Source organism: Phytohabitans flavus, from assembly GCF_011764545.1.
In the GTDB taxonomy this organism is placed as follows: Bacteria; Actinomycetota; Actinomycetes; order Mycobacteriales; family Micromonosporaceae; genus Phytohabitans; species Phytohabitans flavus.
This window is the reverse complement of sequence record NZ_AP022870.1, coordinates 993,625-1,020,530: the sequence shown is the minus strand read 5'-3', so window position 1 is coordinate 1,020,530 and position 26,906 is coordinate 993,625. Positions and strand designations below refer to the sequence as shown.

At 68.4% G+C, this 26,906-nt stretch carries 33 protein-coding genes; 22 read left to right on the top strand and 11 right to left on the bottom strand.

The window, feature by feature from the left end; translation table 11 throughout:
• Positions 1-23: 23 nt before the first annotated feature.
• Positions 24-1,061 (bottom strand): ATP-dependent DNA ligase, encoded by a 1,038-nt coding sequence (locus tag Pflav_RS04290; RefSeq protein ID WP_232070979.1) that lies wholly within the window; start codon positions 1,059-1,061, stop codon positions 24-26.
• Between the two features lie 844 nt (positions 1,062-1,905).
• Here Pflav_RS04290 and Pflav_RS04285 point away from each other — a divergent pair.
• Complete coding sequence (locus Pflav_RS04285) at positions 1,906-2,403, top strand: response regulator (RefSeq protein ID WP_173033905.1); 498 nt, start codon at positions 1,906-1,908, stop codon at positions 2,401-2,403.
• A gap of 495 nt (positions 2,404-2,898) precedes the next feature.
• Here the strand turns inward: Pflav_RS04285 and Pflav_RS04280 are convergent, their stop codons facing one another.
• Complete coding sequence (locus Pflav_RS04280; RefSeq protein ID WP_173033903.1) at positions 2,899-3,366, bottom strand: hypothetical protein; 468 nt, start codon at positions 3,364-3,366, stop codon at positions 2,899-2,901.
• 420 nt (positions 3,367-3,786) lie between these two features.
• Here Pflav_RS04280 and Pflav_RS04275 point away from each other — a divergent pair, with 420 nt between their 5' ends.
• The 15 genes from Pflav_RS04275 to Pflav_RS04210 all read left to right on the top strand — a co-directional run bounded on the left by Pflav_RS04275 (position 3,787) and on the right by Pflav_RS04210 (position 15,801).
• Positions 3,787-4,194, top strand: a complete 408-nt coding sequence (locus Pflav_RS04275; RefSeq protein WP_173033901.1) for a hypothetical protein — start codon at positions 3,787-3,789, stop codon at positions 4,192-4,194.
• 262 nt (positions 4,195-4,456) lie between these two features.
• Positions 4,457-5,095: a PKD domain-containing protein gene (locus Pflav_RS04270; RefSeq protein ID WP_232070978.1), complete on the top strand. Its 639-nt coding sequence runs from the start codon at positions 4,457-4,459 to the stop codon at positions 5,093-5,095.
• A gap of 98 nt (positions 5,096-5,193) precedes the next feature.
• A complete protein-coding gene (locus Pflav_RS04265; RefSeq protein ID WP_173033899.1) occupies positions 5,194-5,757 on the top strand; it encodes an SAF domain-containing protein in 564 nt (187 codons plus the stop codon).
• Positions 5,758-5,761: 4 nt separating this feature from the next.
• Complete coding sequence (locus Pflav_RS04260; protein ID WP_173033897.1) at positions 5,762-6,598, top strand: P-loop NTPase family protein; 837 nt, start codon at positions 5,762-5,764, stop codon at positions 6,596-6,598.
• Positions 6,599-6,605: 7 nt separating this feature from the next.
• Entirely contained in the window at positions 6,606-7,367 is a 762-nt protein-coding gene (locus Pflav_RS49250; protein WP_173033895.1) for an ATPase, T2SS/T4P/T4SS family, read from the top strand.
• A complete protein-coding gene (locus Pflav_RS49245; RefSeq protein ID WP_232070977.1) occupies positions 7,364-7,936 on the top strand; it encodes an ATPase, T2SS/T4P/T4SS family in 573 nt (190 codons plus the stop codon). The genes Pflav_RS49250 and Pflav_RS49245 overlap by 4 nt, the downstream gene beginning before the upstream one ends.
• A gap of 7 nt (positions 7,937-7,943) precedes the next feature.
• A complete protein-coding gene (locus tag Pflav_RS04250; RefSeq protein ID WP_232070976.1) occupies positions 7,944-8,825 on the top strand; it encodes a type II secretion system F family protein in 882 nt (293 codons plus the stop codon).
• Positions 8,825-9,682: a type II secretion system F family protein gene (locus tag Pflav_RS04245; protein ID WP_173042225.1), complete on the top strand. Its 858-nt coding sequence runs from the start codon at positions 8,825-8,827 to the stop codon at positions 9,680-9,682. Before Pflav_RS04250 ends, Pflav_RS04245 begins: the two co-directional genes overlap by 1 nt.
• Before the next feature lie 34 nt (positions 9,683-9,716).
• The gene (locus tag Pflav_RS04240; RefSeq protein ID WP_173033891.1) at positions 9,717-9,938 is read left to right on the top strand and encodes a hypothetical protein; all 222 of its coding nucleotides are present in this window, start codon (positions 9,717-9,719) and stop codon (positions 9,936-9,938) included.
• 136 nt (positions 9,939-10,074) lie between these two features.
• Positions 10,075-11,406 (top strand): DUF2637 domain-containing protein, encoded by a 1,332-nt coding sequence (locus Pflav_RS42850; RefSeq protein WP_180201259.1) that lies wholly within the window; start codon positions 10,075-10,077, stop codon positions 11,404-11,406.
• Between the two features lie 106 nt (positions 11,407-11,512).
• Complete coding sequence (locus tag Pflav_RS04230) at positions 11,513-11,854, top strand: TadE family protein (RefSeq protein WP_173042224.1); 342 nt, start codon at positions 11,513-11,515, stop codon at positions 11,852-11,854.
• 104 nt (positions 11,855-11,958) lie between these two features.
• Positions 11,959-12,345, top strand: coding sequence for a TadE family protein (locus tag Pflav_RS04225; RefSeq protein WP_173033889.1), 387 nt, complete (start codon positions 11,959-11,961; stop codon positions 12,343-12,345).
• Positions 12,342-12,788 (top strand): pilus assembly protein TadG-related protein, encoded by a 447-nt coding sequence (locus Pflav_RS04220; RefSeq protein ID WP_173033887.1) that lies wholly within the window; start codon positions 12,342-12,344, stop codon positions 12,786-12,788. The genes Pflav_RS04225 and Pflav_RS04220 overlap by 4 nt, the downstream gene beginning before the upstream one ends.
• A gap of 32 nt (positions 12,789-12,820) precedes the next feature.
• On the top strand, positions 12,821-13,912 hold the full coding sequence (locus Pflav_RS04215) for a hypothetical protein (RefSeq protein ID WP_173033885.1): 1,092 nt from the start codon (positions 12,821-12,823) through the stop codon (positions 13,910-13,912).
• Positions 13,891-15,801 carry an AfsR/SARP family transcriptional regulator gene (locus Pflav_RS04210; protein WP_173033883.1) on the top strand — a complete coding sequence of 637 codons (1,911 nt, stop codon included), beginning with the start codon at positions 13,891-13,893 and terminating at the stop codon, positions 15,799-15,801. Before Pflav_RS04215 ends, Pflav_RS04210 begins: the two co-directional genes overlap by 22 nt.
• 472 nt (positions 15,802-16,273) lie before the next feature.
• Here the strand turns inward: Pflav_RS04210 and Pflav_RS04205 are convergent, their stop codons facing one another.
• From Pflav_RS04205 to Pflav_RS04180, 6 genes are all read right to left on the bottom strand, one after another.
• Entirely contained in the window at positions 16,274-16,669 is a 396-nt protein-coding gene (locus tag Pflav_RS04205) for a hypothetical protein (RefSeq protein ID WP_173033881.1), read from the bottom strand.
• A 32-nt stretch (positions 16,670-16,701) separates the two neighbouring features.
• Complete coding sequence (locus tag Pflav_RS04200; protein WP_173042223.1) at positions 16,702-18,711, bottom strand: hypothetical protein; 2,010 nt, start codon at positions 18,709-18,711, stop codon at positions 16,702-16,704.
• A gap of 555 nt (positions 18,712-19,266) precedes the next feature.
• Positions 19,267-19,929: an acVLRF1 family peptidyl-tRNA hydrolase gene (locus tag Pflav_RS04195; protein ID WP_173033879.1), complete on the bottom strand. Its 663-nt coding sequence runs from the start codon at positions 19,927-19,929 to the stop codon at positions 19,267-19,269.
• Between the two features lie 174 nt (positions 19,930-20,103).
• A complete protein-coding gene (locus Pflav_RS04190) occupies positions 20,104-20,778 on the bottom strand; it encodes a YwqG family protein (RefSeq protein WP_173033877.1) in 675 nt (224 codons plus the stop codon).
• 134 nt (positions 20,779-20,912) lie between these two features.
• Positions 20,913-21,479, bottom strand: coding sequence for a hypothetical protein (locus Pflav_RS42845; RefSeq protein ID WP_180201258.1), 567 nt, complete (start codon positions 21,477-21,479; stop codon positions 20,913-20,915).
• A gap of 777 nt (positions 21,480-22,256) precedes the next feature.
• Positions 22,257-22,682, bottom strand: coding sequence for a hypothetical protein (locus Pflav_RS04180; RefSeq protein WP_173033875.1), 426 nt, complete (start codon positions 22,680-22,682; stop codon positions 22,257-22,259).
• A 351-nt stretch (positions 22,683-23,033) separates the two neighbouring features.
• Here Pflav_RS04180 and Pflav_RS04175 point away from each other — a divergent pair, with 351 nt between their 5' ends.
• The 4 genes from Pflav_RS04175 to Pflav_RS04160 all read left to right on the top strand — a co-directional run bounded on the left by Pflav_RS04175 (position 23,034) and on the right by Pflav_RS04160 (position 24,335).
• Positions 23,034-23,468: a hypothetical protein gene (locus Pflav_RS04175; protein WP_173033873.1), complete on the top strand. Its 435-nt coding sequence runs from the start codon at positions 23,034-23,036 to the stop codon at positions 23,466-23,468.
• 230 nt (positions 23,469-23,698) lie between these two features.
• On the top strand, positions 23,699-23,872 hold the full coding sequence (locus Pflav_RS04170) for a hypothetical protein (RefSeq protein ID WP_173033871.1): 174 nt from the start codon (positions 23,699-23,701) through the stop codon (positions 23,870-23,872).
• Positions 23,873-23,885: 13 nt separating this feature from the next.
• Complete coding sequence (locus tag Pflav_RS04165; RefSeq protein WP_173033869.1) at positions 23,886-24,047, top strand: DUF7668 domain-containing protein; 162 nt, start codon at positions 23,886-23,888, stop codon at positions 24,045-24,047.
• A gap of 126 nt (positions 24,048-24,173) precedes the next feature.
• Positions 24,174-24,335 carry a hypothetical protein gene (locus tag Pflav_RS04160; protein ID WP_173033867.1) on the top strand — a complete coding sequence of 54 codons (162 nt, stop codon included), beginning with the start codon at positions 24,174-24,176 and terminating at the stop codon, positions 24,333-24,335.
• 58 nt (positions 24,336-24,393) lie between these two features.
• On the opposite strand, the gene Pflav_RS04155 is transcribed toward Pflav_RS04160, so the two are convergent.
• From Pflav_RS04155 to Pflav_RS04145, 3 genes are all read right to left on the bottom strand, one after another.
• Positions 24,394-24,840 (bottom strand): DUF3592 domain-containing protein, encoded by a 447-nt coding sequence (locus Pflav_RS04155; RefSeq protein ID WP_173033865.1) that lies wholly within the window; start codon positions 24,838-24,840, stop codon positions 24,394-24,396.
• 234 nt (positions 24,841-25,074) lie between these two features.
• Complete coding sequence (locus tag Pflav_RS04150; protein ID WP_173033862.1) at positions 25,075-25,398, bottom strand: hypothetical protein; 324 nt, start codon at positions 25,396-25,398, stop codon at positions 25,075-25,077.
• Positions 25,399-25,564: 166 nt separating this feature from the next.
• Entirely contained in the window at positions 25,565-25,963 is a 399-nt protein-coding gene (locus tag Pflav_RS04145; protein ID WP_173033860.1) for a hypothetical protein, read from the bottom strand.
• Between Pflav_RS04145 and Pflav_RS04140 the strand changes: the two genes are divergently transcribed.
• Together Pflav_RS04140 and Pflav_RS04135 are read left to right on the top strand one after the other, a co-directional pair.
• Complete coding sequence (locus Pflav_RS04140; RefSeq protein ID WP_173033858.1) at positions 25,956-26,333, top strand: hypothetical protein; 378 nt, start codon at positions 25,956-25,958, stop codon at positions 26,331-26,333. The genes Pflav_RS04145 and Pflav_RS04140 overlap by 8 nt on opposite strands.
• A 165-nt stretch (positions 26,334-26,498) precedes the next feature.
• Positions 26,499-26,816 carry a hypothetical protein gene (locus Pflav_RS04135; protein WP_232070975.1) on the top strand — a complete coding sequence of 106 codons (318 nt, stop codon included), beginning with the start codon at positions 26,499-26,501 and terminating at the stop codon, positions 26,814-26,816.
• Positions 26,817-26,906 lie beyond the last annotated feature (90 nt).

Here is a 26,906-nt window from a genome sequence, read left to right as displayed (position 1 = left end):
GGTCCTCGGCACCGTAGGCGCGGTCACGGCTCGTCACGCGTGCCAAGCGGCACGTCGAAGACGGACATGTCGAGCCGGGGCCGGACCACGTGCACTGGGTGCCGCCAACGGCCATGCTCGAACGCCCCGTTGACGGCGATCTCGACCACAACCGTGGGCTCCACCTGGACATACGGCAGCGGCTCGGGGCGATCCCACTGCCCCGACCACGACGCCGGCAGCGGCTGCGGCCACGGATGATCGATCCCACCGCGCCGTCGCTGCGGGGAGCGGGCCAGCAGCGGCGCGAGCTCGCGCCGCCGCACCACGACGAGCTGGTGGCTGCGGCCGACGTACCGGAGCCGGCCGTTGGTGTCGTACCTGCCCAGCAGCAGCGTCGCCGGATCGCTGACGCTGCCCGTCACCCCGCCGACGATTGCCTCCGTCGTCGACCTGGCCCGCCACTTCCGCCAGGTCCGCCGGCCGGGCTGGTAGCGGCCGTCGAGGCGTTTGGCCACGATCCCCTCCACGCCCGCCGCGGGCCACGACTGCATCCACTCGTCGGCGACGTTCAGGTCGGTGGTCTGTGGGCACAGCTGCAGCGTCGCTGGAGCGTCCGCCAGGAGCACTTCGAGCCGGGCGCGACGCTCGCCCAACGGCTGGGCCAACAGGACTGTGCCGGCCTCGGCCAGCACATCGAAGACCACGAAGTGGGCCGGGGACTCCCGGGCCATCCGCACCACGGACGGTCCGGCGGTGACGCGCCGCTGCAGCGCGGCGAAGCTCGTGCGGCCCCGGTCCGCTTCCCACACGATCAACTCGCCGTCCAGGACCGTCCCCTCGGGCACGTGTTCACGGACCAGGCGGGTGATCTCCGGGAAGTAGCTGGACAACGCCCTGCCGCTGCGGGACTGCAGGTAGACCCGGTCGTGGAAGCAGAACGCCAGGGCCCGCCAGCCGTCCCACTTCGGCTCGTAAGCCCACCCCCGTGCGGCCGGCAGCTCATCAACCGGGGCAGCGTGCATCGGCTCCACCGGCGGGCGGAGACCTTCAGGCGCGTCCCGGACGCGCCGGGGCGCCATGCCCTGATCGTCACCGCGTCACAAGGCCCGTCGCAGGAAGATTTGCCGACACGGATGAATCCACGCAGCGTTGGGCGCCTTACCACTCTTCGCTGCGGCCGATGGCAAGGCGTTCGCTGTCGACCACGACCACCGGTGCTGTCCCGGACGGCGGTAGTCGTGCGGGGCCATTGTGCGGCGGCTGCAACGGCCTGCTCGGCATGTACGAGCTGTGCATGGGATCGAGGCTCGCGGTGCGCCAGGTTCGGGCGCCTGACCCAGGTCTGGCGGTGGACGGTCTGGCCGCTTCCACGTCGTGCTGCGTGGCGGCAAGAAGCGGAGGGGATGGCCGGTAGCGAGGACGCCGAAGGCGGCGATGGCATGTACCTGCCCCGGCGGTCGGCCGTCAGCGGCGAGGGCGAACCGTCCCAGGCTGCCGTCGTGGGGGTCCGGCGAAGCGGTGTCTGCGCCGCCGAAACGGCAACGATGTCGGCGACGGTGGCGGCGTCATCTTCACCCACGGTCGCGAGGAAAGGTCATATTCTCCGAACTCGGTCACCCGTCGATACAGAGCACCGCAACACGAACAACGCCCGTACTCGACGATGACACCGCTCGGATGGGCACTGGTCCGTTCGCTGCCGACCAGGCCACCACACTGTGTACAGGGGTCATCACGATCCATCAGCGCCAGCCTAGAAGTCCCGCGACGAGTTCGCACCTCGGTTCGATCTTCAGAGCGGATCGTGCGGGCAGATCGTGCGAGCGACCGCCGCGCGGCGTACGCTCACCGCGGCCCGCCAGCACGCCGTTCGGGCCTTAACCACCCACTCCGGCGTCGCTACGCATAGAAGGTTGCTTATCCTTGACAGATGGCCAGACGGCACCGTTGCGGGTACTGGTTGTGGAAGACGACCCGGGCGACCTCGCCCTCGTGGAAAGTGCCTTCGCAGACCACCTGGCCCCGGTCAGCATGGACCACGTCGAAGACGGGACCGAAGCGCTGGCGTTCCTACGTCGGCAGGACGGATACACCGACGCGCCTCGACCAGACCTGATCCTGCTCGATCTGAACATGCCCCGGATGGACGGCCGGCAGGTGCTGGCCGTGATCAAATCCGAGGACGACCTCAAAGCCATCCCGGTCGTGGTATTCACCACCTCCGCCACACCCAGCGACATCGACGACAGCTACACCGCGCACGCGAACGCCTACGTCACCAAACCCATCGACCTCGACGAATTCGAAGAAGTGCTCGCCGACATCCGGACCTTCTACGGTCACACCGTCCGCCTCCCCCGACGCCAACCCGCCCCGCCCCAGCACGACAGCAGCCACACAAAGGCGGACCCGGACTCCTGAGAAACTGGCCGCACCAGGGCTCGTGCCGGCGACCTTGTGCTCCAAGCGCTACTCCGGCGTGCTCTGCCGCGCTTGGCTGCTGCTGAGCTCTTGGGTGCGGTGTTCGACCGCATCAAGGATGAACGTGAGTAGGGCGGCCTGTTTCTCGCCAAGGGGGTGGGCGCATAGGACGGGCGCCGGGTGCCTTCGTCGTGGACGGCCACCAGCATGCTGTGCTTGAGACGTGGCAGGCTCCGACTCAGGTCACTGTCCGCTATGTAGCTGCCCGTCTGCTCCATGATCGACCTGGCTAGTTCCCGGAAATGGACTGGCCGTCGTGCCTTTATGGTGGCCCGGACGAGGCATAGCAAGATCAGCGCATCGTGGCGGTGCCGGAAGAGATCGTTGAGCTGGCGAAGATTCTGGAAGTTCACCCCTTCACCCACGGCACCCTCGCACACCATCCCTGGATTCCGCGCAGAAACTGTCGATGTCGGCTATACGACAAATCCGGGATCAGGGTTCACCGAACCGGGCGCCACTGTCAAGATTTTCTGCAAATTGCACGCCACGACGACCCAAAGTGTCTACTTCGTGCCGGAATTCCCGCCGCCAATAAGAGGCCGGAAAATATTTGATATCAGATGCTCGATCGACGATGCGTAGGGCGTCGAGGAGGCGCTCCCCTGCCTGCGTCAGCCCTACTGGACCAACCAAAAGGTTCCCTCCGGCGTAACTTTCGATCGCCCCAGCGGCGAAGAGAACCTCCAATGCGGCTTGGATGATCGTTGGATCGCAATTTGGCGGCACGCTGGCCACCGTGCTCTGGTGGTGACCGAGACCATCGAGTACCTCCAGCGCCAACGGCGTGCCGATGAGGTCAAGTATTCGTGTGATGTCATCCAGGTTTGGTGACCAGGCCATATGCGTTCCCGGTTGGTCGCACGCCGAGCTTCGAATCGAGTAGGGGATGCCGCCCGCCAAGGCGTTGCCAGTGTGGACCCTGCGCGCCGTCACGGCAAGTAAGCAGGCGCTTCACAGCTCCTGGTCATTTGACGGTCGCCAACGTGCGCGCAACTTGCGCGTGCGGTTGGCGGGCGCAGGCTGAACGTGGACACAACACGCACCACTTGCGCACACGGTATGTGCACGCACACTGACAGTAGCGAATCTTGTCGGAGGTGGGGTATGACGGTTCCCAACGGGTCTCGGGGAGGACGACTGATGGGCAGGCTAAGCCGTCGAGCGCGTTGGCTGGCATTGGCAGCGACCGCTGTATTGCTGGCCGGTTGCTCGTCGCCGCCCCCGGACGGGAACCCATCCCCGACTGCGCCGGTGTCGCTGAGTGCACCCTCCACCGCAACGACGCCAACCGGCGCGGCGCCAACTGATCCGGCGTCTGCGATGAAGGCGGCGGTGGGCGCGTACCGCGGCATGTGGGACGCGTACATGCGTGTTCTGGTCGCCCCGGACCCGGACAGCCCGGAGCTCGCTCGATACGCCACCGCCGATGCATTGCAGACACTGCGGAACGGTGTGCGGCAGGTGCGGGATCAGGGCCTCAAGGGCGAGGGCAAGTTTGTCCTGTCTCCACACGTAACCGAGCTGGCACCAGCAAGCACCCCAACGAAGATCGAGATCAAGGACTGCGTCAACACCGCGAAGAGCCGCATCGTCCGAGCTTCACCCGGCCCGGCATACAGCGACAAGCCCGGCGGTCCGAGCCTGTGTCTGGCGACCGTTGAGCGGCAGACGGACGGCTCGTGGAAGGTCACCAGCTTCGGACTTCACGAGGTAGGCACATGCGCGTAGCCGCACGAAGACTAGGTCTTGTCAGCATCCTCGTCGTCGCAACGATCGGCATCGCCACACCAGCGCCAGCACATCGAGGAGAGTTCGTTGACTGCGAGCAGACTCCGACGGCGCCAGGATGCGTGGTCGCCCCGAGAGTCGCCGGTACTTCAGGTAGCGAGGGAAGTCAGGCAGCGGACGCGGCGGAATGCCGTGACTTCGGCGGCCGGGTGGTCCCGTGCCACATCCCAGGGAAGGGCTGGTTCGGCGGGGACGGTTGCTGGTGGCAGCCGGCGACCGGGAACGAGCTGGCGGCGGCCGAAGCGGGGGCGGTAAGGCGGTTCCGCCGCAGCGCTGGTACATCGGCTCGTGCGGCGACCCGTTGACCAACTTTTGGCCGGCGAGCCTGGTGCGTTTCCGGCAGTTCGCCGGCCAGGGGCCGAGCCGGGATCTGCTGGCGGACCAGGCGGTGCGCCGGTTGCGGCTGCCGGCTCCGCTGATCGAGGTGAACCCGCGACCGCCCGCGCCGCAGGTGGTGTTCGTCCCGACCTGGCTGTGGGTGGATCCCGGTTCGTGGGTTGAGCGGTCGGCGACGGCATCGGCCGGTGGCCTGACTATTTCGGCGACCGCCACGCCGGCAACGGTCGTGTGGTCGATGGGCGACGGGCAGCAGGTGACCTGTCACGGCCCGGGTACCCGGTGGCGGTCCGGTATGGACCCCAGCCTGCGGTCACCGTCGTGTGGCCACACCTACACCGCAGCACCGCCGAGCGGAACGTATCCGGTGCGGGCGACGGTGACGTGGCAGATCAGCTGGTCGGGCGGTGGCGAGTCCGGCACCCGGCCGGCGCTGACCACGACGGCGCAGGCCCAGCTGCGGGTGGTGCAAGCGGGCGCACTCAACTCGAGCGGGACGGGCTAGACGATGACGACGCTGCAAACGGTCACACCACGGCCCAACCCCGGCCGGGTGTCGGTGCCGCCGGTGGGCTGAAGGGACGGCGGAGCGCCCCGCACATCTTGTTGGGCGCGGTCCTGGTGGTCGTGTGCGCGTTGGCGTTCGGCGTCACCGCGGTGCGGGTGGATCCGCGGACCGCGGTGTTGGCGGTGGCCCGCCCGCTTCCTGCCGGGCATGCGCTGACTGATGCGGACCTGATGGTCGTGCAGATCGTGCCGGACGCGGCGATCAGCACTGTGGCGGAGACGCACAGGTCCACAGTGGTCGGCCGGACGCTGCGGCTGCCGCTGGCCGCGAACAGCCTGTTGTCCGACACGCTGCTCGGGCCGGCGGCCTGGCCGCCGGCGGGCCAGTCGGTGATCGCGGTGTCGCTGAAGCCGGGGCGCGCGCCGGCCGGCGTGGCGGCGGGTGTTCAGGTGTTGGTGATGGTGGTGCCTGCCTCGTCGGGCAACGCCGGGGCGCCCGCCGGGCAGGTGGAGCAGGCCGAGGCCGCGGTGGTGTCGGCGGCGCCGGCTGATACCAGCGGAACGACGGTGGTGTCGCTGCTGATGACGTCGGCCAACGCGGTGCGCATCGCCGGCGCCTCCGGGGACGCGGTGCTGGTCGTGCAGGGTCGGGCGGGGTGAGGCGATGCTGGTCGCGGTCGCGTCGATTAAGGGCTCGCCGTTCGTGACGAGTGTGACGGTGGCGCTGGCCGCCCGCTGGCCGGTGCCGGGTGCGGTGGTGGTCGAGGCCGATCCGGCCGGCGGTGATCTGGCGTTCCGGTTCGGTCACCGGCGCGAGCCTGGCCTGTCGGAGTTGGCGGCCGACACCCGGGCCGGTGACCAGGGACGTGACCTGGCCGCCTACACCCAGCGGATCGCGCTGGGCGTGGACGTGGTGTTCGCACCCGCCGATCAGCTCGTCGACGAGCCTGCCGGCCCGCATGGGCGGGCGCCGGGCCAGTGTGTGCAGGTGGTGCAGATGGTGGCCCGTAACTGCCTGGGCCTGCTGCGCCGGGCCGCGGCCGACCGGCTGGTGGTGGTTGATGCCGGCCGGCTGGACTGGGCGTCACCGGCGTTGCCGCTGGTGTGCGCGGCCGACGTGCTGCTGCTGGCCACTTGGCCGGGGGTGGAGGCCGTGGACGCGGTGCAGGTGCGCCGGGACCGGATTCTGGCGCTGCCGGGCATGCGGGCGTCGGTGCGGCTGGTTGTGGCGGGGCGACCGCCCTGCCCGGTGGAGGAGATCGCCGCCGCGGTGGGGTTGCCGGTGGCCGGGCAGGTCCCGCAGGACCAGCGCGGCGCGGCCGTGTTGGCCGGGCGGGCCACCCCGGCGTGGGGTGGACGCGGCTCGAGCTGCCCCGCGCGGCCCGGGCGATCGCGCTGGCGCTGCATGCGGAGGATCAGGCCCGCACCGGCCCCGGTGGTGGGCGCGCCGTGCCGGCGGTGCTGCGGCCCCCGCTGCCGAAGCAGGCGGCAGCAGTGGTGAGCCGGCCATGACCGATCTGGTACTGCACCGGCCGGCCAGCGTGGTGGACGATGCTGAGGCGGCAGCGGTGGAGGCGTTGCGGGACGTGGTCGGCCGCCGGTTGGCCGCAGCGGCCGCCGCGGGCGAACAGCTGCCGGCCGGCGACCGCGGCGCGGCCGTCGATGCCGCGATCGCTGACGCGTTGGACGGGTACGCCCGACAGCGGCTGCAGGCCGGGCGGCCACCGCTGGACGCCGCCGCCGAAGCCCGGGTACACCGCACCCTGCGCGACCTGTTCACCGGTGTGGGCGGGCTGCAGGCGCTGCTGGACGACCCGACGATCGAGACGATCAACATCAGCGGGTTCGACAACGTGTGGGTCCGCCGCCGGGACGGCAGCAAGCAACGGGTCGGCCCGGTCGCGTCGTCCGATGCCGAGCTGGAGGCGCTGCTGCGCGAGCAGGGCGCCGCGGCGGCCCGCCGTGGCGGGCACGAGCGGCGTTTCGACCGCGCCGAGCCGGAGCTGTCGGTGCGGCTGCCCAACGGGGCCCGGCTGCATGCGCTGATGGACGTCTCCGACCGGGTCGCCGCGTCGATCCGGCTGTTCCCGCCACGCCAGGACACGCTGCGCGACCTCGTCGGCAAGGGTGAGCTGACCGTGGGGATGGCGGCGTTGTTCGAGGCGCTGGTCCGCGCCCGCCGCAACATCGTTGTGTCCGGCGGCCCGGCCGCGGGCAAGACCACCCTGCTGGGCGCGTTGGGGTATGCGATCCCCCGCAACGGCGAGTGATCCTCATCGAGGACACCTCCGAGCTGCGCTTTGACCGCGCGGATCACCCGGACATGGTGGCGATCCAAACCCGGATGGCCAACACCGAAGGCGCTGGCGAGTTCGACATGTCCCGGGCGTTGCGGTCCAGCCTGCGGATGAGCCCGGACGTGGTCATCGTCGGCGAGGTCCGCGGCGCCGAGGTGGTGTGGATGGCCAAAGCCATGTCGATTGGTATCGACGGGTCGATGTGCACGGTGCACGCCAGCGACTCCGCGCAGGCGCTGCTGCGGCTCGTGGCCTATGCGATGGAACCGCCGGCCAGGTATGACCGCGGCGCCGCGGTCGCGTTGCTGGCCTCGGCCGTGCATTTCGTGGTGCACCTGGATTTCACGGCCGAGGGTGTGCGGGTGGTGTCGTCGGTGCGGGAGGTGGCCGGCACCGACGGCGACCAGATCATCTCCAACGAGGTGTACCGGCCGGGCCCGGACAAACGGGCCGTGCCGGCTACCCCGCTACGCGCCGAAACCCTCGAAACGCTGGCCACGGTGGGCTTTAACCCCGCCCAGTTCGAATGGGATCGGTGGTGAATTCGGGGTGAGGCTGCTGGCGATCGTGTTCGGGGCCGGGTTCGGGCTGGGTGGGTATCTGCTGATCCTCGGCCTGCGCCGCCAGCCACGCCCCATTACCGCAACCGGCGGTGGCGGGCTGCGCCGCGTCGCCGCCGGCCGCGGCCCGGTGCATGTCGCGGCGGCCCTGGTCGCCGCCGCGCTGGTGGCGCTCGCGACCCGTTGGCTGGTCGGCGGCCTGTGGGCCGGGCTGGCGGTCTGGCTGCTGCCGGGCATCCTGATGGGTGCCGAACATGCGCGGCAGACCCGGCTGCGCCGCCTGGAAGGCATCGCCACGTGGACCGAGTCGCTGGTCGCCACCCTGTCCGGCGCCGCCGGGCTGGAGCAGACCATCATCGCCACCGCCCCCACCGCGCCGGCCCCGATCCGCGCGCCGGTGGCAGGGCTCGCCGCCGCGCTGCAACGCGGCGTGCGACTGCCGGACGCGTTGCGGGCCTTCGGCACCGAGTTGGCCGACCCGGTCGGCGACACCGTGGTCGCCGCGCTGCTGCTGGCCGCCCGCGACGGCGCCGGCCGGCTCGCCGAACCGCTCAGCCTGCTCGCCGCCGCCGCCCGCGAAGACGTCGCCGCCCAGCGGCGGGTGGAAAAAGGCCGAGCGAAAGCAGCCGCCGACGCCCGGCTGATCATCGGCACCACGCTCGCGATGGCGGTCGGCCTGGTCGTGTTCAACCGCGGCTACCTGACCCCGTACGACAGCGCCGCCGGCCAGATCGTGCTCGCGCTGGTGGGCGTGATGTTCGCGGTCGGGTTCCGCTGGCTGTACACGCTGTCCCAGGCCAAACCCCTGCCCCGGGTGCTCGACCTCGACACCGCCCCATCGGCGGCCGGCGAGGCGGTGCGCACGCGATGATGACCCAGTCCATCCTCGCCGGCGGCGGCGCCGGCCTCGGCCTGGCGCTGCTGGCCTACGGGCTGCGCCCACCCCGCCGTCCGCTGAGGCAGGTCCTGGAAACCTTGCGCCGCCCACCGCAACCGCACACCAGCGGCCGGCTGCGCGCCTACCAGCTGCTCGCGGCGCCCGCGCGACGGCTCGGCCTGCCCCGCGCCCAGGTCCGCCACGACCTCGCCACGCTGCAGAAGGACACCGCCCAACACCTCGCCGAACAAACCACGGCGACCCTGTTCGGCGCGCTGATCATCCCGATCTGCGCGACCATGCTCGGCTTCGGCGGCCAGATACCGCTATGGCTGGCGGTCCTCGGCGCCGCGCTCGGGTTCCGGTGGGCCGACACCAACCTGCACGCTCAGGCGCAGCGGCGCCGCGCGCAGCTGCGCCACACCCTTACGGTCCTGCTCAACCTGCTGACCATCAGCCTGGCCCGCGGCGCCGGCCTGGAGCAGGCCCTGGGCGAGGCGTCGAGCGTGTGCACCGGCTGGGCCGCGGACCGGCTGCGGCAGGTCCTGGCCACCGCGCGGGTGCTGCGCCAACCACCGTGGCAGGCCCTTGGCGAACTCGGCGACGACACCGGCGTGCCGGAGCTGGCCGAGCTGGCCGCCGCGATCGCCCTCGCCGGTACCGAAGGCGCCCGCGTCCGCGCGTCGCTGGCGGCGCGGGCCGCGGCGATGCGGTCGGCCGCCACCGCGGAAACCGAAACCGAAGCCGAGAAAGCCAGCTCCCGCATGTCGCTCCCGCTGCTCGTACTTGGCCTCGGCTATCTGCTGTTCCTGCTGTATCCGCCGATCGTCGCCATCACCTCAAGCCTGTGAGTCCGCCAACCATCGCGACCGCTGTGGAAGGACGATGATGCTCAACCGATTCACGCTCCACCTGGCGATCCGGCTCGCCCTGCTGATCACCGACCAGGTGCGCAGGCTGCGCCGCGCCCCAGACGCCGGGATGGAAACCGCCGACAAGATCCTCTGGGCCGCCGCCACGACCGTCGTGGTCAGCGGCGTCGGCGCCATCTTCCGCGACAAGCTGCGCGGGTTCGCCAACGCGTTGACTGTCACCCTCGGCTGGTAGCTCCGCGCGGCAGCCAGGACGCGGCATCGACGGTGGCCCGTCCCGGCCGCTGATCTCCTCGGTAACAGGCTCACCCCGCCTCAATCAGCCAGAGACACCAACGGCCGCTTCCCTGTCGCGCATGATCGGAGGTCCGGTGACGTCCACCCCCGTCCATCAGCCGCCCGCGGGACCTGACCGCCCGGTCACCGCTGGCGGCGTCGACCTCGACGCCGACCTGCAGCTTGCGCTGCGGCGAACCTCGCTGATGCGGCAGTGCTTCTACATCGTCGTCCTGGTGGTCGCCCTCGCCGGTCAGGTCTCCGGCGCGGTCCAGGCGCTGCACATTCCGGTGGGTTGGGCGATACCCGCGGTCGTCAGCCTCGAGCTCGGCGGCGTCGTCGTGCTCGCCAACGCCGACGTGCGCCGACGCCTCGGCGAACGCGCCGCCGCCTCACGGTTGCTCTCGGCGCTCATCGCCGCCTGGGCCGTCGCGTTCAACTGGCTGGCCCACGACGACCGGCTCCTCGGCGGTTTCTTCGCCGGGATGTCCGCGCTCGGCTACCTGGTGTGGCTCACGCACGCGGAAAACCAGCGCCGGGACCGGCTGCGGGCCACCGGTGACCTGCCGCCAACGACACCCGCCTACGAGCTGCTCGGCCACTGGATACGCCATCCCTGGCTGACGCTGCGCGCCAAGTCCATCGCCAAGGCCAACCCACGGCTGGGCCTGTACGGCTCCCTGTCCGCGGCCCGCCACGAGGTCCGCCGCGAACGCCGGCAGCGGTCCATCTCCAGGGTTCTGCACCGAAAGATCCGCTCGACCGTCGACCCGGCAACCGCGGACATCGCGCTGGCGGTGTATGACCTCGATGAGATCGCCGTTCGGCTGGCGCGGCAGGCCGACTACGACACCCTCACGGCCCTCATCGCCGCCGACCTGGCTCCAGCCCGGCTGGCCCCTGCAGCCGCACCTACCGACCTTGACCTTCGCCCGGGCGAGCAGAACGGCCCACTCCCGAAGATCGTCGCCGCCGCGGCAGCAGCTGGCGCGGCCGCGGATCCGGCGCCCGAACCGGCAGCCGTGCCCGCCCCGCCGGTTACGGCAGTCCAGCCGCCAGCCTCCGGTGTCCCGTCCGGGGCTCCCCCGTGGCTCCGGACGGACCAAACCTGCCGTCCGACGACGGGCCGCCGCCAGCGGTGTACGAGCCGGGCAGCAACGAGGACACGGCCATGTACGCGGCATGGTGCAAGGGCGTGGCGGCCGGCCAGGAACCGTCCGGCGCCGACCTGGCCCGCGCGGCCGGGCGTTTCGACGATGCCACCGGGGTTGGCCGCCGCGCGGCCCGCCGCTACCGAGAAGCACACGCCAAAGCCCGCGACGCTTCCCGATCCGCGGACCAGTCAGCCTCCGACGATCCGACACCGCCTACCGCAGCTGCATCGAACGGCGCAGCGGAACCCCAGCTGGACAACGGGCACCGGCTAACGCCCTCGGGAAGCACCCGGTGACGCGGCGTCGAGCCGGGACGCCCGGCAGTGCGTCAGGTCGCCGCGGTCGGCTGGGCCCGGACCGCGGGTCCACTACCGTGGAGATGGTCGGCTACTACGCCGCCATGCTGGCCGCGATGCTGGTCGGGGTGCAGGCAGCCGCGTGGGGGCTAGCCGAGTTGGCGACCAGGTACGCGGCCAACCACGCCCTGCAGGCAACCCGGGTCGAGGGCGGCACCGCCGCCGCCGGACAGTCCGACGCCGCCACCGTGCTCGCACAGCTGAACACCAACCTCGTCACACAGCCAACCGTTTCGGTGACCCGGGGCCCCGCCACCGCGACCGTCACCGTCAAGGGCACCGCCATCAAGGTGATCCCCTTCCTGCGTATTCCGGTCGGCACGACCGTCAACGGCCCCGTCGAAACCCTGGATCCGGTGCCATGACAGCCAGCACCCCAACCGTCCACAGCAGACAGTGTCCGGCGCAGCGCCGGGCCCGACGCTCTCCCCTGCCCGTGGACGCGGGGTCGGTGACGACGGAGATGGCCATGCTCGTGCTTCCCCTGGCCGCCCTGATGGCAATGTTCGCCATCTTCTGCACCCAGGTAGCCGGCGCCCGCATGGACCTCAACTCCACCGCCTCCGCCGCCTCCCGCGCCGCGTCCATGGCCCGCAGCCCCCAGGATGCCCAGGTCGCCGCCACGCAGGCCGCCCAAGCCAACCTCGCCAGCCACCACCGCACCTGTGATCCGCTGCAGGTCACTGTGGACACCAGCCACTTCGTCCGCGGCGGCCAGGTCGCCGTGACCATCACCTGCACGATGAGCACCGCAGGCCTGACCGGCCTTGGCCTGCCCGGCAGCCTGACCGGCTCCGCCACCACACACGCTGTCATCGACACCTACCGCGGCCTCGACGCAGGCGGTGGCTCGTGAGAGCGGCCCGCCGGCTACCGTGCCGGCTCGCCCAAGCTACCGGCGGCGCACGGTCCGACCGCGGCTCCGCCACCGCCTGGGCAATCGGCATCGTCCTGATCGTCGGACTGCTGTCCGGTGCCGTGCTCGACGGCGGCAACGCCATGGCCGCCCGCGTCGCCGCGCTCGACATCGCCCAGCAGGCCGCCCGCGCCGGCGCCAACCAGCTCGACCTCGCCACGCTGCGGGACAACGGCCTTGTTCGCCTCGACCCCGCCGCCGCGCAGCACGCCGCCCAGCAATTCCTGAACCAGGCCGGCGCGAACGGCACCGCGACCGCCACCACGACCCAGATCACGGTGACCGTGACCCGCGACCAGCCGACCCTGCTCCTGCAAGCCATCGGCATCGAATCCATCTCCATGAAGGCCACCGCGACCGCGGTACCCGCGACCAGCCCCTGACGACACAAACAGGAGGGTGAAAGGTGCGTGTCATGTCCGCCCTGACCCGCGGGATCGGCAGCCTGATCGCGCGGGCGGTCAAAGCAGTGCTGCTGCTGGCCACGCTGGCCGGCATCCCGTACGGCCTGCTCACCCAGATAGGCTCGCCCCTGCCGGCCACCCCGCCGACCGGGAACGCCGTCCTGAACGCGCTGACCGAGCCGGTGTCCGACACCCTCATCCTGGACGTCCTGGCCGTCGCGGCGTGGATCCTGTGGGCGGCGTTCACCGCCTGCGTCCTGCTCGAGATCGCCGCCGCTGTCCGAGGCGTCCCCGCACCGCGCCTACGGCTGGTTTCGCCACTACAGACCCTCGCCGGCTGGCTCGTGGCCGGCGTGACCGCCAGCGTGCTGGTCGCCGCCCCCGTCATCGCCGTGGCCGGACACTCCACCCCAGCGGTCGCCACCACACCCGCCCACCCATCAGCATCCACGCCCGCCAGCTGGGTCACCGCCACGGCAACAACCTCGCCAGCCACCACACCGATCGCCGCCACGACGACGCCCACAAACATCGCCCACGCCGACCGCCCGGTCTACCGGGTCGCCCAAGGCGACTGGATGGTGATGGTCGCCGAACGATTCCTCGGCGCCCCAGGCCGCTACACCGATATCGAGAACCTCAACCCGAAGTTCGAGCGTCGCGACGCCCGCTTCCCTGACCATTGGGAGCCGGGCTGGGAAGTCGTGCTGCCCGCCGACGCCCGCGACCGCGGCCCGCGACCACACGCCACCGGCACCCTCATCACCGCCGCGGATCCAGCACCGCCTCCGGCCACCCCGGCACTACCAGCCCCGGCCGCACCCAGGCCCACCACGCCTGGTCCAGCCACCACCACGCCACCGCCCATGTCGCCCCCCGCCTCCGCCAGTCCGACGCACATCCCCACTCCCCCGTCCAGCAGCCCGGCCATCTCCCCGACCGAACCCGACGGCGTGGTCCCCCACCTGGCACCACGCCCTCCACCTCCACCAGCCCGAACACGGCAAGTCCCAGCCCAGCCTCGCCCAGCAGCGACCCACCCGCCCAGCACCGCGCCGCCGACAGCGGCGAGGGCGTCACATTGCCCGGCGGCGGCTGGGTAGGCCTGCCCCTCGCCGCAGCGCTGGCCGCCGCCGGCGCCATGATCTGGCTGCGCCGCCGGCACCGGTACCGGCCGCAGCCGGTCGACGCGGCCGATACCGACGACTCCGACCTGCGTCCGCTGCCGCCCCCGGTCGCCCGGCTGCGCCGGGCCGTCCAAGAGCGCGCCCCGCAGCTGCTCGAACCGCCCCCACCACAGCCCACCGTCTCGCAGTACGCCAGCGGCGACACTGACTGGCAGCCGCCGCCCAGCGGACCCACCGGGCCGACCCTCGCCGGCATCAGCGACATCCCGTCCGGCGGGCTCGGCCTGACCGGGCCTAACGCGGAAGCCGCCGCACGGGCGCTGCTGGTAGCCACCCTGTCCACCGGCAGCCCCAACGACCCGGACAGCAAAGGCGAGGTAGTCATCCCCGCCGACACGCTCACCACCCTGCTCGGCGCCCACGCCGTCCAAATCGGACCGATCCCCCGCCTACACATCACCACCAACCTGCCCGACGCGCTCAGCCACCTGCTGCAACTGGTCGTCAACCGACAACGCACGCTGCAGGAAAACGAGGCCGACGACTTCGACAGCCTGCGCGCCGACCCCTACCACCCGCCCCTGCCACCCGTCGTCCTGCTGGCCGAGGTGCCCGACGGGGAACAACGCGCGGAACTGACCAACACCCTCTATCTGGGCGCTCCCTTGAGGATCAACGCCGCATTGCTCGGCCAATGGCCCCGCGGCGAAACCCGAACCGTCCGCGCCGACGGACACACCGACAGCCGTAACGAACGCCTCGCCGTGCTCGACGTCTCCACCACAGTGGACCTGCTACACGCGCTCCGCGAGGCACACACCGGCGAACCCACCACAACCGGCCCCATCGAAGATGCCCCGAACGTGTTCCCACCAACCGCCGCGCCCGTCACACCGGAAAACGAACGGGAGCCAGACCCACCAGCCGAACCGACGGCCGACTCCGAAACACCACCGCCCGGCGACCCGGTCGAGCCAGCCACCCATAGCCTGCCGGCCACCCCCGCCCCGGACACGGACACCCCCACGACCAGACCCACATCTGCCCCGGCACCCTCGCGCCAAACCGCAGCCAACCGCGTGCGCATCCAACTGCTCGGCGGCGTCACCATCGCCGACCGCGACGATCAGCCCACGCCAGCACTGCGCATGCACGCCCGGCAATTGCTCGTCTACCTGGCTGTCCAACGCAACGGCGCCAAACGCAACGACATCATGGAGGTGATCTGGCCACACGCCAGCGTGACCCGCGCCGGCGAACGCCTCCAAACCGAGGTCGGCGACCTCCGCGGAAAGATCCGCCAAGCCGCCGGCGACAACGACGTCCAGCCAGTGATCAACACCGGTGGCCGCTACCACCTCAACCCCGACCTACTCGACATCGACCTCTGGCGGCTCGTCGACGCCCACCGCACCGCCGCCGCAGCCACCGACCCAACCGCCCGCATCACCGCCCTGCAACAAGCCGTCGAGGCCGACACCGGCGACCTAGCCGCCGGATTCGACTACGACTGGATCGACCGGCCACGCGAACAACTACGCCGCCAAGGATTCCGCACCAGACTGCACCTGGCCGACCTCGTCGCCGGCACCGACCCCCAACAGGCCCGCGACCTCGCCACCGCCGCAGCAACCCTCGAGCCCTACAACGAACACGTCGCCCGGCAGGTCATGCGGGTCCTCGCCCGCGCCGGCGACGCCGCCGGCATCCGCACACAACTGCAACGGCTCCGCGACGCGCTCGCCGAGACCGACGTCGAACCCTCCGACGAAACCATCGCGCTCGCCGCCCAACTGCAGCGCGAAATCGCCGGAACCATCCACAGCTCCGGCGAACCCACCAACGGTCGGCTACGCCGCTCGTGAACAAAGATATGACGCTGGGCGGAGGTCCTTGTCGGGCCAGGCATTCAGTCGACAGGCTGTCCTCATGCCCCCCGATCTACACGGCCGACCACACCGCCCACGCAGACGATGACTCAGATCGACAGCATCCGTGTTCCTCATCGGCGCAGCGGTAAGATCCTCACCGACGGCTGCTCGGCGCCGGGCCCGGGAATGTGCTCGAAGCCACCGACGCCGTGCCGATCGCCTCGACAGTCACCGCGACTCATAGGCCCAGCCACGACGGCCAGGTCGTAGCTACGTTGAGTAGCGGAAGCCAGTTGGAAGACGGCTACCGGATCTGCCGATGAGCGGACGTCGCGCCCGCTGTCGTACCGATGTGAGTTCGCCGAGAAGTGGCCGTTGGGCGCCGGCCTGGTCGCGCAAGTCTTGCATGGCGACCGTACTTCTCGGCGATGTGCGGGCCTGCTGGCAGACGCTGATTGTAGGCGGGCTACAGGTTGTTGATTCGGGCCAGCAGCTCTGCCTCGGTCAGGTTTTCCAGGACCGCGTCCTGCTTGCGGCCCAGGACTGCCAGCAGCTTTTCCTTCTCCAGTTTCTTGGCTGCCGCTGCCTTCGCCGCCTGGTCCTCCGCCAGACGGATGGCGATGACGTGCTTGACGACCTCCAACTTGGTCTCCAAGGTCGCCTTGGCCGGATTGGTCTCGGTGGCCACGAACGACTCGGTGTCGATGGCCTTGAGTTCGGCGTTGACTGCCTTGGCCACGTCATCGAGGCTGAAGCCGGACTTGGCGGTCAGCGGAAGCTCCCACAACTGTTCCGTGGTCAGCAGTCCCTTGGCCGACGGGTAGCGGAATTTCTCCCGCGTGGCCTTTTCAAAAATGGTCACGATGGCCTCTCTCCGATTTTCCGGGTAGGAAATCAGAACTGGATACTGATGAGGTGGCGCCGGCCGCCGGTCATGGTCACCTTGGCGACCACAGAGCTGCGGACCGTGGAGCTGAAGCCGAGGCCGGACAGCTGATCCGGGGACGGCTCGCACTTGGTGCGATCGCCGAGAACCTCGAACACCTTGCGGTGCGGTTGCAGGTCGCCGCGGAGGAACTCGTTGTAGATTCCCCGGGTCGGCTGGTCGTTCACGCACCCTTTCAGGATGAAGAAGTAGTGGCGGTTGCCGACCTCGCCGTCGTCGAAGTAGTTCGGCGAGTACATGACGGTGGACACCGGCACGAACTGTTCGGTGGTGATTCCCCAGAGGTCCTTGCCTGCGCTGCCCGGCTGCATGCCCTTGCCCGGCCGGAAAGCGGTGATCACCTCGTCGGCGACCGTCATCCGGCCCACGTCGACGGTCTCCTTGTGGTCGACCGCCCGCTCGTGGCTGTAATGCTCGATTTTCCCGTTGCTCTCGGTCTCGATCACGAAGCCGACCTCGGCGCTTTCCCGCTTGTTGAACTGGTTCACCTCGATCCGGTACTCGCCGTCGGGGACGTTGTCGGTCCAGGTGACGTTCTCCACCGGCTCGCGCGAGAACGTCCCGCCCGCGTTCATGTCGACGTCCAGCTTGTCGCGCTTGTCCTTGTACCAGATGTGGTCGCCGTTGGGTTCGAACACGTGCAGGTCGAGGTCGTCGTGGTTGAACCAGGACAGGCTCACCCGCAGCTTGCCGGTGACGTTGCCGCCGGCCCGCTTGACCTTCTCCTTGATCGAGTCGGTGACGTTGCCGTTGTAGGACCAGCCGAAATCGTTGTCCCAGGTGAACAGCCGCGGGGCGGCCGGGTGCCGGCCGGTGGTGAGACTGACGAACTGCGGTTCGTGGCTGTTGGCCACCCACAGGTCGATGGTCGCGGCGCCGGGCAGGATGTCTTTCATGAAGGTGACCACGGGAATCTCCTCCGGCTTCGCGTCACGAAGGCGCGCACCTGCCGACCTCATGGTGGCCACCTGCATGAGGAGCCCTTCGATGCCGTCCTTCATCCGCGACTGTGTGTCGTTGTCGACCCATAGCACGTTGGTGACCGACACGTCCGACAGCCGGGCGAACCGTCGCTGCAACGACTCCTCGATGCCCAACTCGTCGATGGTCTTCATGGCAGCCTTGACCATCGCCGGGGTGATCAACGCCGTGGGGCGCTGGTAATTCTGCGGTGCCACCTTCGTCTCGAACAACCGGACCGCCTGCTCCAGGTCGACGCCCGCGGAGAGATCCTGGACGAGGGTGCCGATCACCGTGTTGCGGAACCGGGCCGCCGGGTTCATGGCGTTGGCGAAAATGAAGGCCTGTCCGTCGGTCGCCTTCGTCCACCGGTTCTGCAGTGACCGGAACTCGGTCACCGCCCGACGATGCTCCGTGCCGCGGTAGAGGGCGTTGTCGTCGATGAGGTCGACGACGGTGTCCAGAGCGTGCTGGGTCAGCTCGGCCAGGCCACGCTGGAACACCTGCACCGCGGCGTTGAAGGCGCCCCGTGCCGCGCCGACGTCTTTGATGCGATGCCGCTTCTCCACCCGACCGTGCAGGTGGTGCCACACCTCGACCTGGCCGTCGCGCAGCGTCCGAGTCGTCCTTGTCCCGTACTGCTCCTCGGTGGACCGGAAAATGGTGGACAACGGCAGCGTGCCGACGAATTCGTCCATTGCGGCGGCGACGACGGAGAAGACCGGGTCGGATGCAGACACCCCGGACCAGACGGAGCGGACCTGCCCGTTGTGGATCTCGACGAGGTTACCGAAGTTCTTGATGAACCCACGGCAGGTCGAGCAGTCGTACTCGGACCGCTCGCGGAACCGGAGATTGGTGCCGGCGGGGAAGGAATCGAGAAAGGTGAGCCAGAGTGAGTCCCGGTCGAGACCGTCGCCGACGACGTACAACTCGCCCTTGGACATCGTGGACAGACGTGTAGTCACATCCGTCACGAACTGCTGGAAATCGCCCACTGCGTCATCCTCCTTGATCACCGGAGATCCTACGAAGTGCCTGCAATCGGAGAAACGCATTTCCGGCTGTCCGCACGGTCACGGACGGCGCCGGTGGCCGGCGGTCAGTCGACCGGATTCGCGTACGGCGGTGGGGTGCCGAGCCGGCGGTCAGCAGTTCCGCCAGTTGGCCGGCGGCGCCGTTGAGCAGATCCCAGCCCACCACCGTGGTTGCCTTCCCGGGCACCGGCAGGCCTGGGTGGTCGGGGCATGCTCCGCATGATGATTTCCTCGTCACCAACAAACTCCGCCGACTCTGCAGACCGGTGTCCTCGCGCTCGAACTACGTGCCGAGATCGAGAGGGTCGCCTGAGACCTGACCCGAGTAGCGGATCTCGAACAACCTCTCAAGCACGCCAGGCTCGCACCGAGGGACCGTGTGAACGCGCGCTTGATCAGGTGCTCGCTCATGCCGCAAGCGCGCGGCCTACGGACCGTTGGGCACAGGTCAGCGCCGTTGGCTGTCGCGCGTCACCTGGTCGCGTGATTGTCGGCCTTGCTTGAACCTGCTCGTGGTCAGGGCATCAGATGGACACGGATCCGCCTGGCTGTGACCGCCGCATCCTGCAGTACGGCCAACCGCGGCTCGGCGGATTCGAGGAGATGCGGATGACGCAGTCGCGCCAGTGCAGACAGACGCCGGTCTGTCAGCACCGCGTCGATCATCGACCGGTCGCCGCCGCAGACCAAGGCACTAACCGCATCGTCGTGCGGGTCGGCGTGCACGCCAGGCGCGTAGGGCAGCAGGACCCGGGCGGCAATGTCCGTGGCCCGGTGGGTGGCAGCCCCGGCCTGGTTGGCGCGGCGACGGGCGTAGCGCTGCTGCGACGAACCGCCAGCCGCGGTGCGACCCTGCACATAGAAACGCTCGACCTTGGAGACAGTCAACGTCGTACCGTCCGCGACACCGGCGGCGACCGCGCCCTTGCGCGCCAGCAACACGGCGATCCGCGGCGGTCGGAGAACGCCAGCCAGCAGCATGTCGACATCCTGTACGTCGGCAAGCCCCGGCGGCGGATACAGAGTGGCTGTATCGCCGTTGCTCACCCCGGTCAACACCAGACCCTGCTCGATGGCGCCGTCGTGCCGGCCGTAGAAGCCGTCAAGCCAACCACGAATCCGCTCCGGCGAGATCTCCACCCACCGCCCACCACCCGCGGCGGGCCGCGCCATCACCACGCGAACCCCACCTGTCGAGAACGGCCGGTCTGCACCCTGCCATGCTCACATGCCGCGAACAGGGCGCCGCTCGTGACGGGTGGCAACGACCGGATCTGCCGATGAGCGGACGATGCGCCCTGGAGACAGGCTGGGACGAATGGGTCCTGGATTCAGACCTGCGCAGCGGCCGCGCTAGGAGTCCTGGACGAGTAGGCAGCCTTCGCGGCCGTCGGTGGAGAGGAAGGCGAATGCCACCGGTGCGGCGCCGAGATTGAGGTAGAACGGCGTCCAGTTCGTTGCCAGGCGCAGGAGGGGCCGCCAAGGCCCGCCAGCAGGCCAGTCATGGTTGTTGATCAGCAGGGTTGTCCCGCCGATCTTGTCGTGGTCGACCGCCTGGAAATAGCGGTCCTGTTGTTCGGATGGCAGTGCCAGGTATGCGTCGGACGACATGGGATCGGGATCCTCGCCACGGACCAGGTCCACCGTGTACTCCGCAGGTGACCCATCTTTGTGGTAGAGCGTCGGGCCGCTGGTCAGCGAGCTGGTTGGCCCGGCGAAGGCACCGGGCTGGACGATCACGGCGTTCTCGCCGCCGTCGGGAAAGATGACGTCCGGGTCGAACTCCTCGACGTCGCGCCCGTGGTCGCCGTGGGTGACGAAGACGTACGCGAGCCGTCCCGGGCCGTCGCCGACGAGTTCGGGTTCCAGCACGATCTGGCACAGGAAGCGCATCGGCGTGCCCCAGGCCGCGCTGAGTGGCCATTGTGGCTGCTCAAGCCAGGTGGGCTGACCGCCGAACTTGGTGATCGGCTCGGTCACGGGCGCCTCGGCCCGGTGGTAGTTCGCGATCCGCCATACGGCAACCATGGCGCAGACCGTAGCAAAGGCCCTGCACTCCGCGCCGGAACAACCTGAACGAGAGACGGGCATCGGCGGGGTGCAAGCATTCCGTTACGCATGAGGCCACGCACACCAAACTGCCGCAGATAGCGCGTTTGGAACTACCGCAGCGTCACCTGCACCGTGTACGACGGGGCGCTGTCCTGCACGACCCGGTAGGCGACCTCCTGGATCTGGCTGTCGTCATCGAACAGCGCGAACCCAGCCAACTCGCCGAGGTGGGACAGGTCTATCCGATGACTGGCCTTCCTGCCCTGCAACACGTCCGCGATCCCACCGAGAAAGTTCGTGGCGTCACCCGATGGCCGTCGCGACGGCGACCGCACGGTGACATCGAGCTCGACACTGTCGCGCACACTCACCCAGCCCACGCGCTTCGCCGCAGCCGCGGCGGCCACCAGAAGATGTTCAACCCGCTGACGCTGGCCATGATTCGCGGCGAACAACGACAGCGCCTCGTTCTTGACCGGAGGAGGGCCGCCGACGTCGAACACGATCGTCGGACGGACTTGTCCGCCCGACGACCCAGCACGTTCGTCCTTCCAAATGGCATGATCGACCATCCACGGCATCACCGGCCGGTGCAGCCGCACGGTGAGCTCTCGCGCGACCCTTGCCAAAAAGATCACGAGCTTCGAGCACGGTGACAGAACACCCGTGCCGAGCAAGCCACCGCAGAACCATCCGATCCGGCTTGATCAGATCATCGCGTCCACACAGCATCCACAGGTAGCCACGCCGCACGCCCTCCTGCCCGTCTCCAGGAATCTTCGCCAAGGCGGCCTCGACGGCGTCCCAACGCGCCTGCTCGGCCATCATGCCGGCGACCGCGGCGAGGTCAGGCACGCCGTGCTCGAGCAGAATCCGCGCGTACCGCAGCACCGCCTCAGACTTCGCGATGCCACCCCGCGTTGACGTGAGCTGGCCATTCGTGACAGCCTGCAACGCCTCCGCCGTGGGGTACCGGTCCAAGAACAGCGCCAGGGGTAGCTAATCGGCGGGCAGCGGAACAGCGGCATCGACAAGCAGATGCGTCACACCGTTGGCCCGAGCGACCCGATGGACGAGCGGGACCACCACCTCGTCATACCGGCTGGAAATCGACCACACCGCATCGAGAACACAAACGAAAGACTTCCCCACCGCCGCACGCGCGGATGCGGATCAAGGGCCGCCACCACTGCCACCACCACACCGAAGGACATGCCGCGCAGAATGCCGCACACTGACCACGATCACATCGGCCACCAGGCTCGCGTCTGAATCCGCGCCGCCGGATACGGCGTCCAAATCGCCAGCGCCACAACAGACCGAACGTGACCGCGCACTGCTACGCGCGTCGCGGTGGTGCTCGGGCGGTATCCGGATCTGCCGATGAGCGGGCGTAGGCGTATGCATGGCGCACCAAGAGATGGTGGGCCGGGCCGAGGTTTCTCGCTCTGTTGTCAGGCGGGCCAGTGACGGCTGGCCTTCCATTCTTCGTGGAAGGCCAGCTGCGCGTCGACCGTGTCGATGTCCCCATCCTGGGCCGGGGCGAAGAGATCGACAGCCTCGCGTGGTTTCACTTCGCGCCCCAGCTCGCAGATGTAGACCCGTCTCCCACCTGTCATGTTTCGCTGCATCCCTGACGCCCACGCGGTACGACGGCCGCCTTGAACTGCCACCTGCCAGCCCGACGGTTCCAGCTGGCGACGGAGCAGTTGCAGCACATAGAAGAGGTCGCGGCCGACGGCGCGAACGGCTCCGTCTGGGGCTTGGATGGTCAACTCGTAGTCGCCATCGCGCCGAAAAGCCCACGTGAGCGCGCACATCTGCTGGTCGTGGCCGCGTACCAGCGGCACCTCACGCGAGCCCTCGGCGTAGTAATCCATCGCCAGTCCTTCGCCAATCCCTCGCTCGTCCGCAGACTTAGGCCACCGTACATCGACAGACCGTCCGACGGGCTGTCATGCCGATGAGCGGATGCACGTTCGGATGATCGTGGGTGTGCTGGATCGGTCGGGTTCAGTACGGTCTCAACAGGTTGGATGCAGTCTCTTGGGAGGGTGGCTGGCTGTGTCGGCCGACGAACCAGTGATGGCTGCTTTGTCCGAAGAGTGGCGAGGCATCGTGGCTCGGGCGAAGCACGTTGCCGCCGCTGAGGGCCAGGATTTGGTGAGTGGCTGGGAGTCTGCTTTGGCTTCGTTGGCGTTTGAGACGGCCGGGCTCAAGGCGCAAGGTCGGTGGCGCAGCGGACCGCGAACGCTGTTGGCGGCAATGGGTTTGGAAGGCCGGGGACTTACGCTCGTGGCGGGGTTGGCGTGGATGTGGTATTAGGGGCACTGACGGCCATGGACAAGAGCGCGATTCCGGAAATCCGGCGGACGACCGCCTATCGAGTGACTGTGGTGGGCTGGCGGGTCTTTCTTGTTGGCTTCGCTGGAGCGTGTAGTCTCATAGGATTGGTTGCGCTCGAAGTCTTGCCAGAAAGCATTTTGGAACTGATGCCGATCTTCATGTTTGTTCTAATACCGACCGTGATCGTGGTGGGCGGTACGCATACTCGTGTCGGCCGGATGATCCGAGAATCGGGCGGAGGTGACGGCTACCAAATTGGCGACCAAGGGACCTTTTTCAAGTTGTTTCTCCGTGACGTCTTCACCGGTTATCGGCCATGACTGCGTGGGACGTGTTCGCCGTTACGGGGCGTGTCCAAGTGTTCCCTTTGTCATCGGGCGACTGTAGTACTTGAACCGGGCGATCCGGCCAAGGTCACATGCACGGACCTGCCGCGATCCGCTCGCTACGAGACGTCACGGCATGTCGATGTCGCTCCAGCTCGCGGATGCGCTTACGGGCGAGTGTGAGACTACGGCCGCTCAACTTCTACGAACCGGAAGAACCTGCCGTGAGCCTGTTGGCTGAGATCACCACGGAGCTGAACATCGTGCTCGGACTCCTCGTTGACGGTGAGTACCCGGCCCTGGAGTCGATGACCAAGTCCAAGAACCTGGCTGCGGTCGAGATGCGGGCGGCCGTGGAGACCTATGGGAGGACGTTGGCGCGGGCCGCCGGAAGGTGAGTTGCCAGCTGGCGTGGACGTGATCGAGCTGGAGGGCTCGCCGCGTCGCCTGTTCGTCGTCTTGCCCTTGATGACCGAGGAGGAAGGGGTTTCTGACCTTAGCGTGGAGATGATGTTCACCGAGGTCGCTCCACATCTCTGGCTCATTGCGATCGAGAACATCCACGTGTTGTGACCACCCGTGCCAGTGGCGGCTAGTCGATCGATACCGGCGACTCGAAGGCCATCACAGTAGTCGCCGGCGGTTAAGGGCTCGGCTTCCAGATGTGTCGATGACCGCTTGCGGAGTACCGTCCTGTCGGTGCTGCCCGAAGAGCTCTTCACGCGTCTGGTCGAAGACCAGGCAGCGTCGGATCAACCAGGATCGTCGACGGCCCGGAGGTTGGGGCTGCTGACCGTCTTCGGCACGCTGGGCACGACGTTTCTGCTGAAACGTTCTGGCGAGGTCCCTGATCGACCTTGATAGGAGATTAACCGCACGGCTGCGCGGATCAGGGCGGGTCGGGTCGGATCGGTTCTAGTCACGGCGCCCGCGTGGGCACAAGAGACCTGACGCTCCAGACCAGTGGGATGAGCAGGACAAACATCAGCACCCAGCCAGCACCCTCCGACCGACTGCGACTACCCCCACCTTCCGCGGTGACAAACCGGTTTGGATCATCCCTGTCCACATAGACCGTTATTTTCCCGCCCACCGCATAGCAGACCGCACATTGAATCGATTTCTCAAAAGTGGTACCAGCGTACTCGTACTGGAAAATCCAGATCTGAGCTCGCCCGGCGAACCGCTCGCCCACCACGGTGGCCGTAATCCGAACTCCATCGCGCCGCAGGCTCCGGTCGCTGGCAGAGGCGCGGGACAACAGGACCAGCGTGGTAGCCATCACGACCAGCGACACCGCCAGGAGGAGCCAACTGAAGGCAGGACGCTGCGCAAACGGCGTGCCGCTGCGCCAGTAGGTTTTCACTTAGCCCTCCCGTCGCGCAGGGATCAGCTTACACAGGCGGTGCCGAAGATTTGACTACCGTCCGTGTACGACGTGTTGGTGGTTCCGCCGCCGATTCGTCGCATCGCGACGGCATCGGTGCCCGGCCGATAGCCGGTCTGTGTACGTCCGTCGACGCTCGGTCGCCCGAGGCAAGTACGACACAGTATTGATCGTCCGGCCACAAATTGAGTCGTCTCACACTGCGACGTTCCGTCACAGCTCATGCAGCGTCTGCGCGAACAGGCGATCCCGTAGGTGTTGGAAAGCAACCTGCTCAGGCTGCACGCCGTTCTGGTCTTGGAGGGTGAAGTCCTGAAACCCACCCATGCCCTGTTGATACATGGCGAGGATGATCCGTAAGACCGACGTGCGTTCCGCTCTGTCGTCGCCCGCACGGTCGAGGTCAGCGGCCAGTTTGGTAAGCGTCCGTGAAACACCCCGTCCGTCGGTGACCGAGAGCGCCAGATCCGCCATCTCCAGCAGTATCCGTCGAACGACGTCCTCGCGTGCCTGGCCTGCCACGTTGAAGTCCTCCACGCAGAACCCTACCCGCCACGCCCTGCGAGACGTTCAACTATGACCGCGACCTCCGCACATGCCGCGATCCGGGCGTGCGTGGCGCCGGGCTCGGCGTCAGCGTGCGTTGTGGGCGGGCTTCAGTCGCGTAAGCAGCGGCCAGGAGATGCGTTACCGGTGGACTTGCTCAGTGGATGCCCGCCGTGAAGTGATCCCATTCGTCGGTTCGCATGAGCATGACCATTCGGTGTGTGCTGTCCAGCGTGCCCAGCCAGCTCGTAGGGTCATGCAGCGCGTCGTGCAGTTGGGCGGGTGTCATGGGCTCTGCGTCGTCTCCGTTGCCGGAGTTCGGCTCACGTACCTCGATCCAGTTACGGGTGACCATGTCGGCGACCACGGTGGCGAAGTGGGGGACCAGTCGTCGTTTGGCGTCGTCGTCGAGATTGGACGACCGGCCACGGTCGCCGGTCTTCGCCCATTGCAGGCGCATACCGTATTCGTCCATGACGTCGACGAGGTACGCCTCCTCGATCGCGGCGATCATCACGGCGTACTGCTCCAAGGTCAGCTCATCCCAGATGGTCACGCTTACGATCATGCGTGGGCGCGTGCAGCATCTGGGCGTTGACGCCTGGCGGGTCGCTGTGCGGGCGCGGATGGGTGCGCTGGAACAGGAGGATGATGTGCTCGGCAGGCGTAGGGCCGAACGGCAGGCGGCTCGCGAGCGGCAAGCGATGGAAGCAGCGGGCGAGTACCTGCTCGCGGGGATAGCCGGCGAGCAAGCGCGCGTGGACGACGCGGTCAGCCGCGTCGACACGTTTCTACTTCAGGCAGCCGTCGTCGACATCGCCCAACGCGCGGTTTGCCTACTTGCGCAGGAACGCGGCGTCACCGTCGATGAGGTTGTGACGTCCCTGATCTCGGGCTCACCGACGACCGGACGGCCAGGCGGCTAACCCTGCCTTGTACCACCCGTATCCGGACCTGCCGCTGATATGGCGCGGGTTGTGATGCTGTCCGGGTAGCCCAGGTGAGCTGGCTGGGGAATGATCGTCGCTGTGGCGGAGCATGGACTCGCGGCGGTGTGGCGTCGGGTCATACGAGGTGAGAGGAAGTCGTGGGTGGTGTTCGCGCATGGCACCTGCGTCGTGTTTCCCGGTCCAGGTCCGGCGGCTGATCTGGCCGAGCAGGCGGTGGAGATCTTGCGTGAGTACGGACCTGCTCGTGCCGGCGGGCCCGCTGGTGACTTCGGCGTGGTTGCTCTCGATCCTGGGCCGGGTTGGGTTGTCTACGGCCACCACAACGATGTCTTGACCTATGTCGAGCCGGATGAGGTGCCCGATAGCACCGATCTTGCGGTTGGGCTTTGCGGGCGTAGCAAGCGTGACCGGGACGGGCGCGAGCTTGAGGTCGTTCATGTGGAGGACAAGCGCCCGTAGCGAAGATGAATTCGTGGGCTACCCGTGAAGATCGGCCAACGCCCGCTCATGCCGCGACCCGGTGCGGTCTGCGCCTCGGGACGCAGTAGC

What these genes read in the sequence shown, in the direction of transcription:
- Pflav_RS04290 (WP_232070979.1), bottom strand. Translation starts at nt 1,061, where the DNA reads ATGGCGCCCCGGCGCGTCCGGGACGCGCCTGAAGGTCTCCGCCCGCCG.
- Pflav_RS04275 (WP_173033901.1), top strand. Translation starts at nt 3,787, where the DNA reads ATGAAGGCGGCGGTGGGCGCGTACCGCGGCATGTGGGACGCGTACATG.
- Pflav_RS04260 (WP_173033897.1), top strand. Translation starts at nt 5,762, where the DNA reads ATGCTGGTCGCGGTCGCGTCGATTAAGGGCTCGCCGTTCGTGACGAGT.
- Pflav_RS49250 (WP_173033895.1), top strand. Translation starts at nt 6,606, where the DNA reads ATGACCGATCTGGTACTGCACCGGCCGGCCAGCGTGGTGGACGATGCT.
- Pflav_RS04245 (WP_173042225.1), top strand. Translation starts at nt 8,825, where the DNA reads ATGACCCAGTCCATCCTCGCCGGCGGCGGCGCCGGCCTCGGCCTGGCG.
- Pflav_RS04240 (WP_173033891.1), top strand. Translation starts at nt 9,717, where the DNA reads ATGATGCTCAACCGATTCACGCTCCACCTGGCGATCCGGCTCGCCCTG.
- Pflav_RS04230 (WP_173042224.1), top strand. Translation starts at nt 11,513, where the DNA reads ATGGTCGGCTACTACGCCGCCATGCTGGCCGCGATGCTGGTCGGGGTG.
- Pflav_RS04225 (WP_173033889.1), top strand. Translation starts at nt 11,959, where the DNA reads ATGCTCGTGCTTCCCCTGGCCGCCCTGATGGCAATGTTCGCCATCTTC.
- Pflav_RS04215 (WP_173033885.1), top strand. Translation starts at nt 12,821, where the DNA reads ATGTCCGCCCTGACCCGCGGGATCGGCAGCCTGATCGCGCGGGCGGTC.
- Pflav_RS04190 (WP_173033877.1), bottom strand. Translation starts at nt 20,778, where the DNA reads ATGGTTGCCGTATGGCGGATCGCGAACTACCACCGGGCCGAGGCGCCC.
- Pflav_RS04180 (WP_173033875.1), bottom strand. Translation starts at nt 22,682, where the DNA reads ATGGATTACTACGCCGAGGGCTCGCGTGAGGTGCCGCTGGTACGCGGC.
- Pflav_RS04140 (WP_173033858.1), top strand. Translation starts at nt 25,956, where the DNA reads ATGGTCACGCTTACGATCATGCGTGGGCGCGTGCAGCATCTGGGCGTT.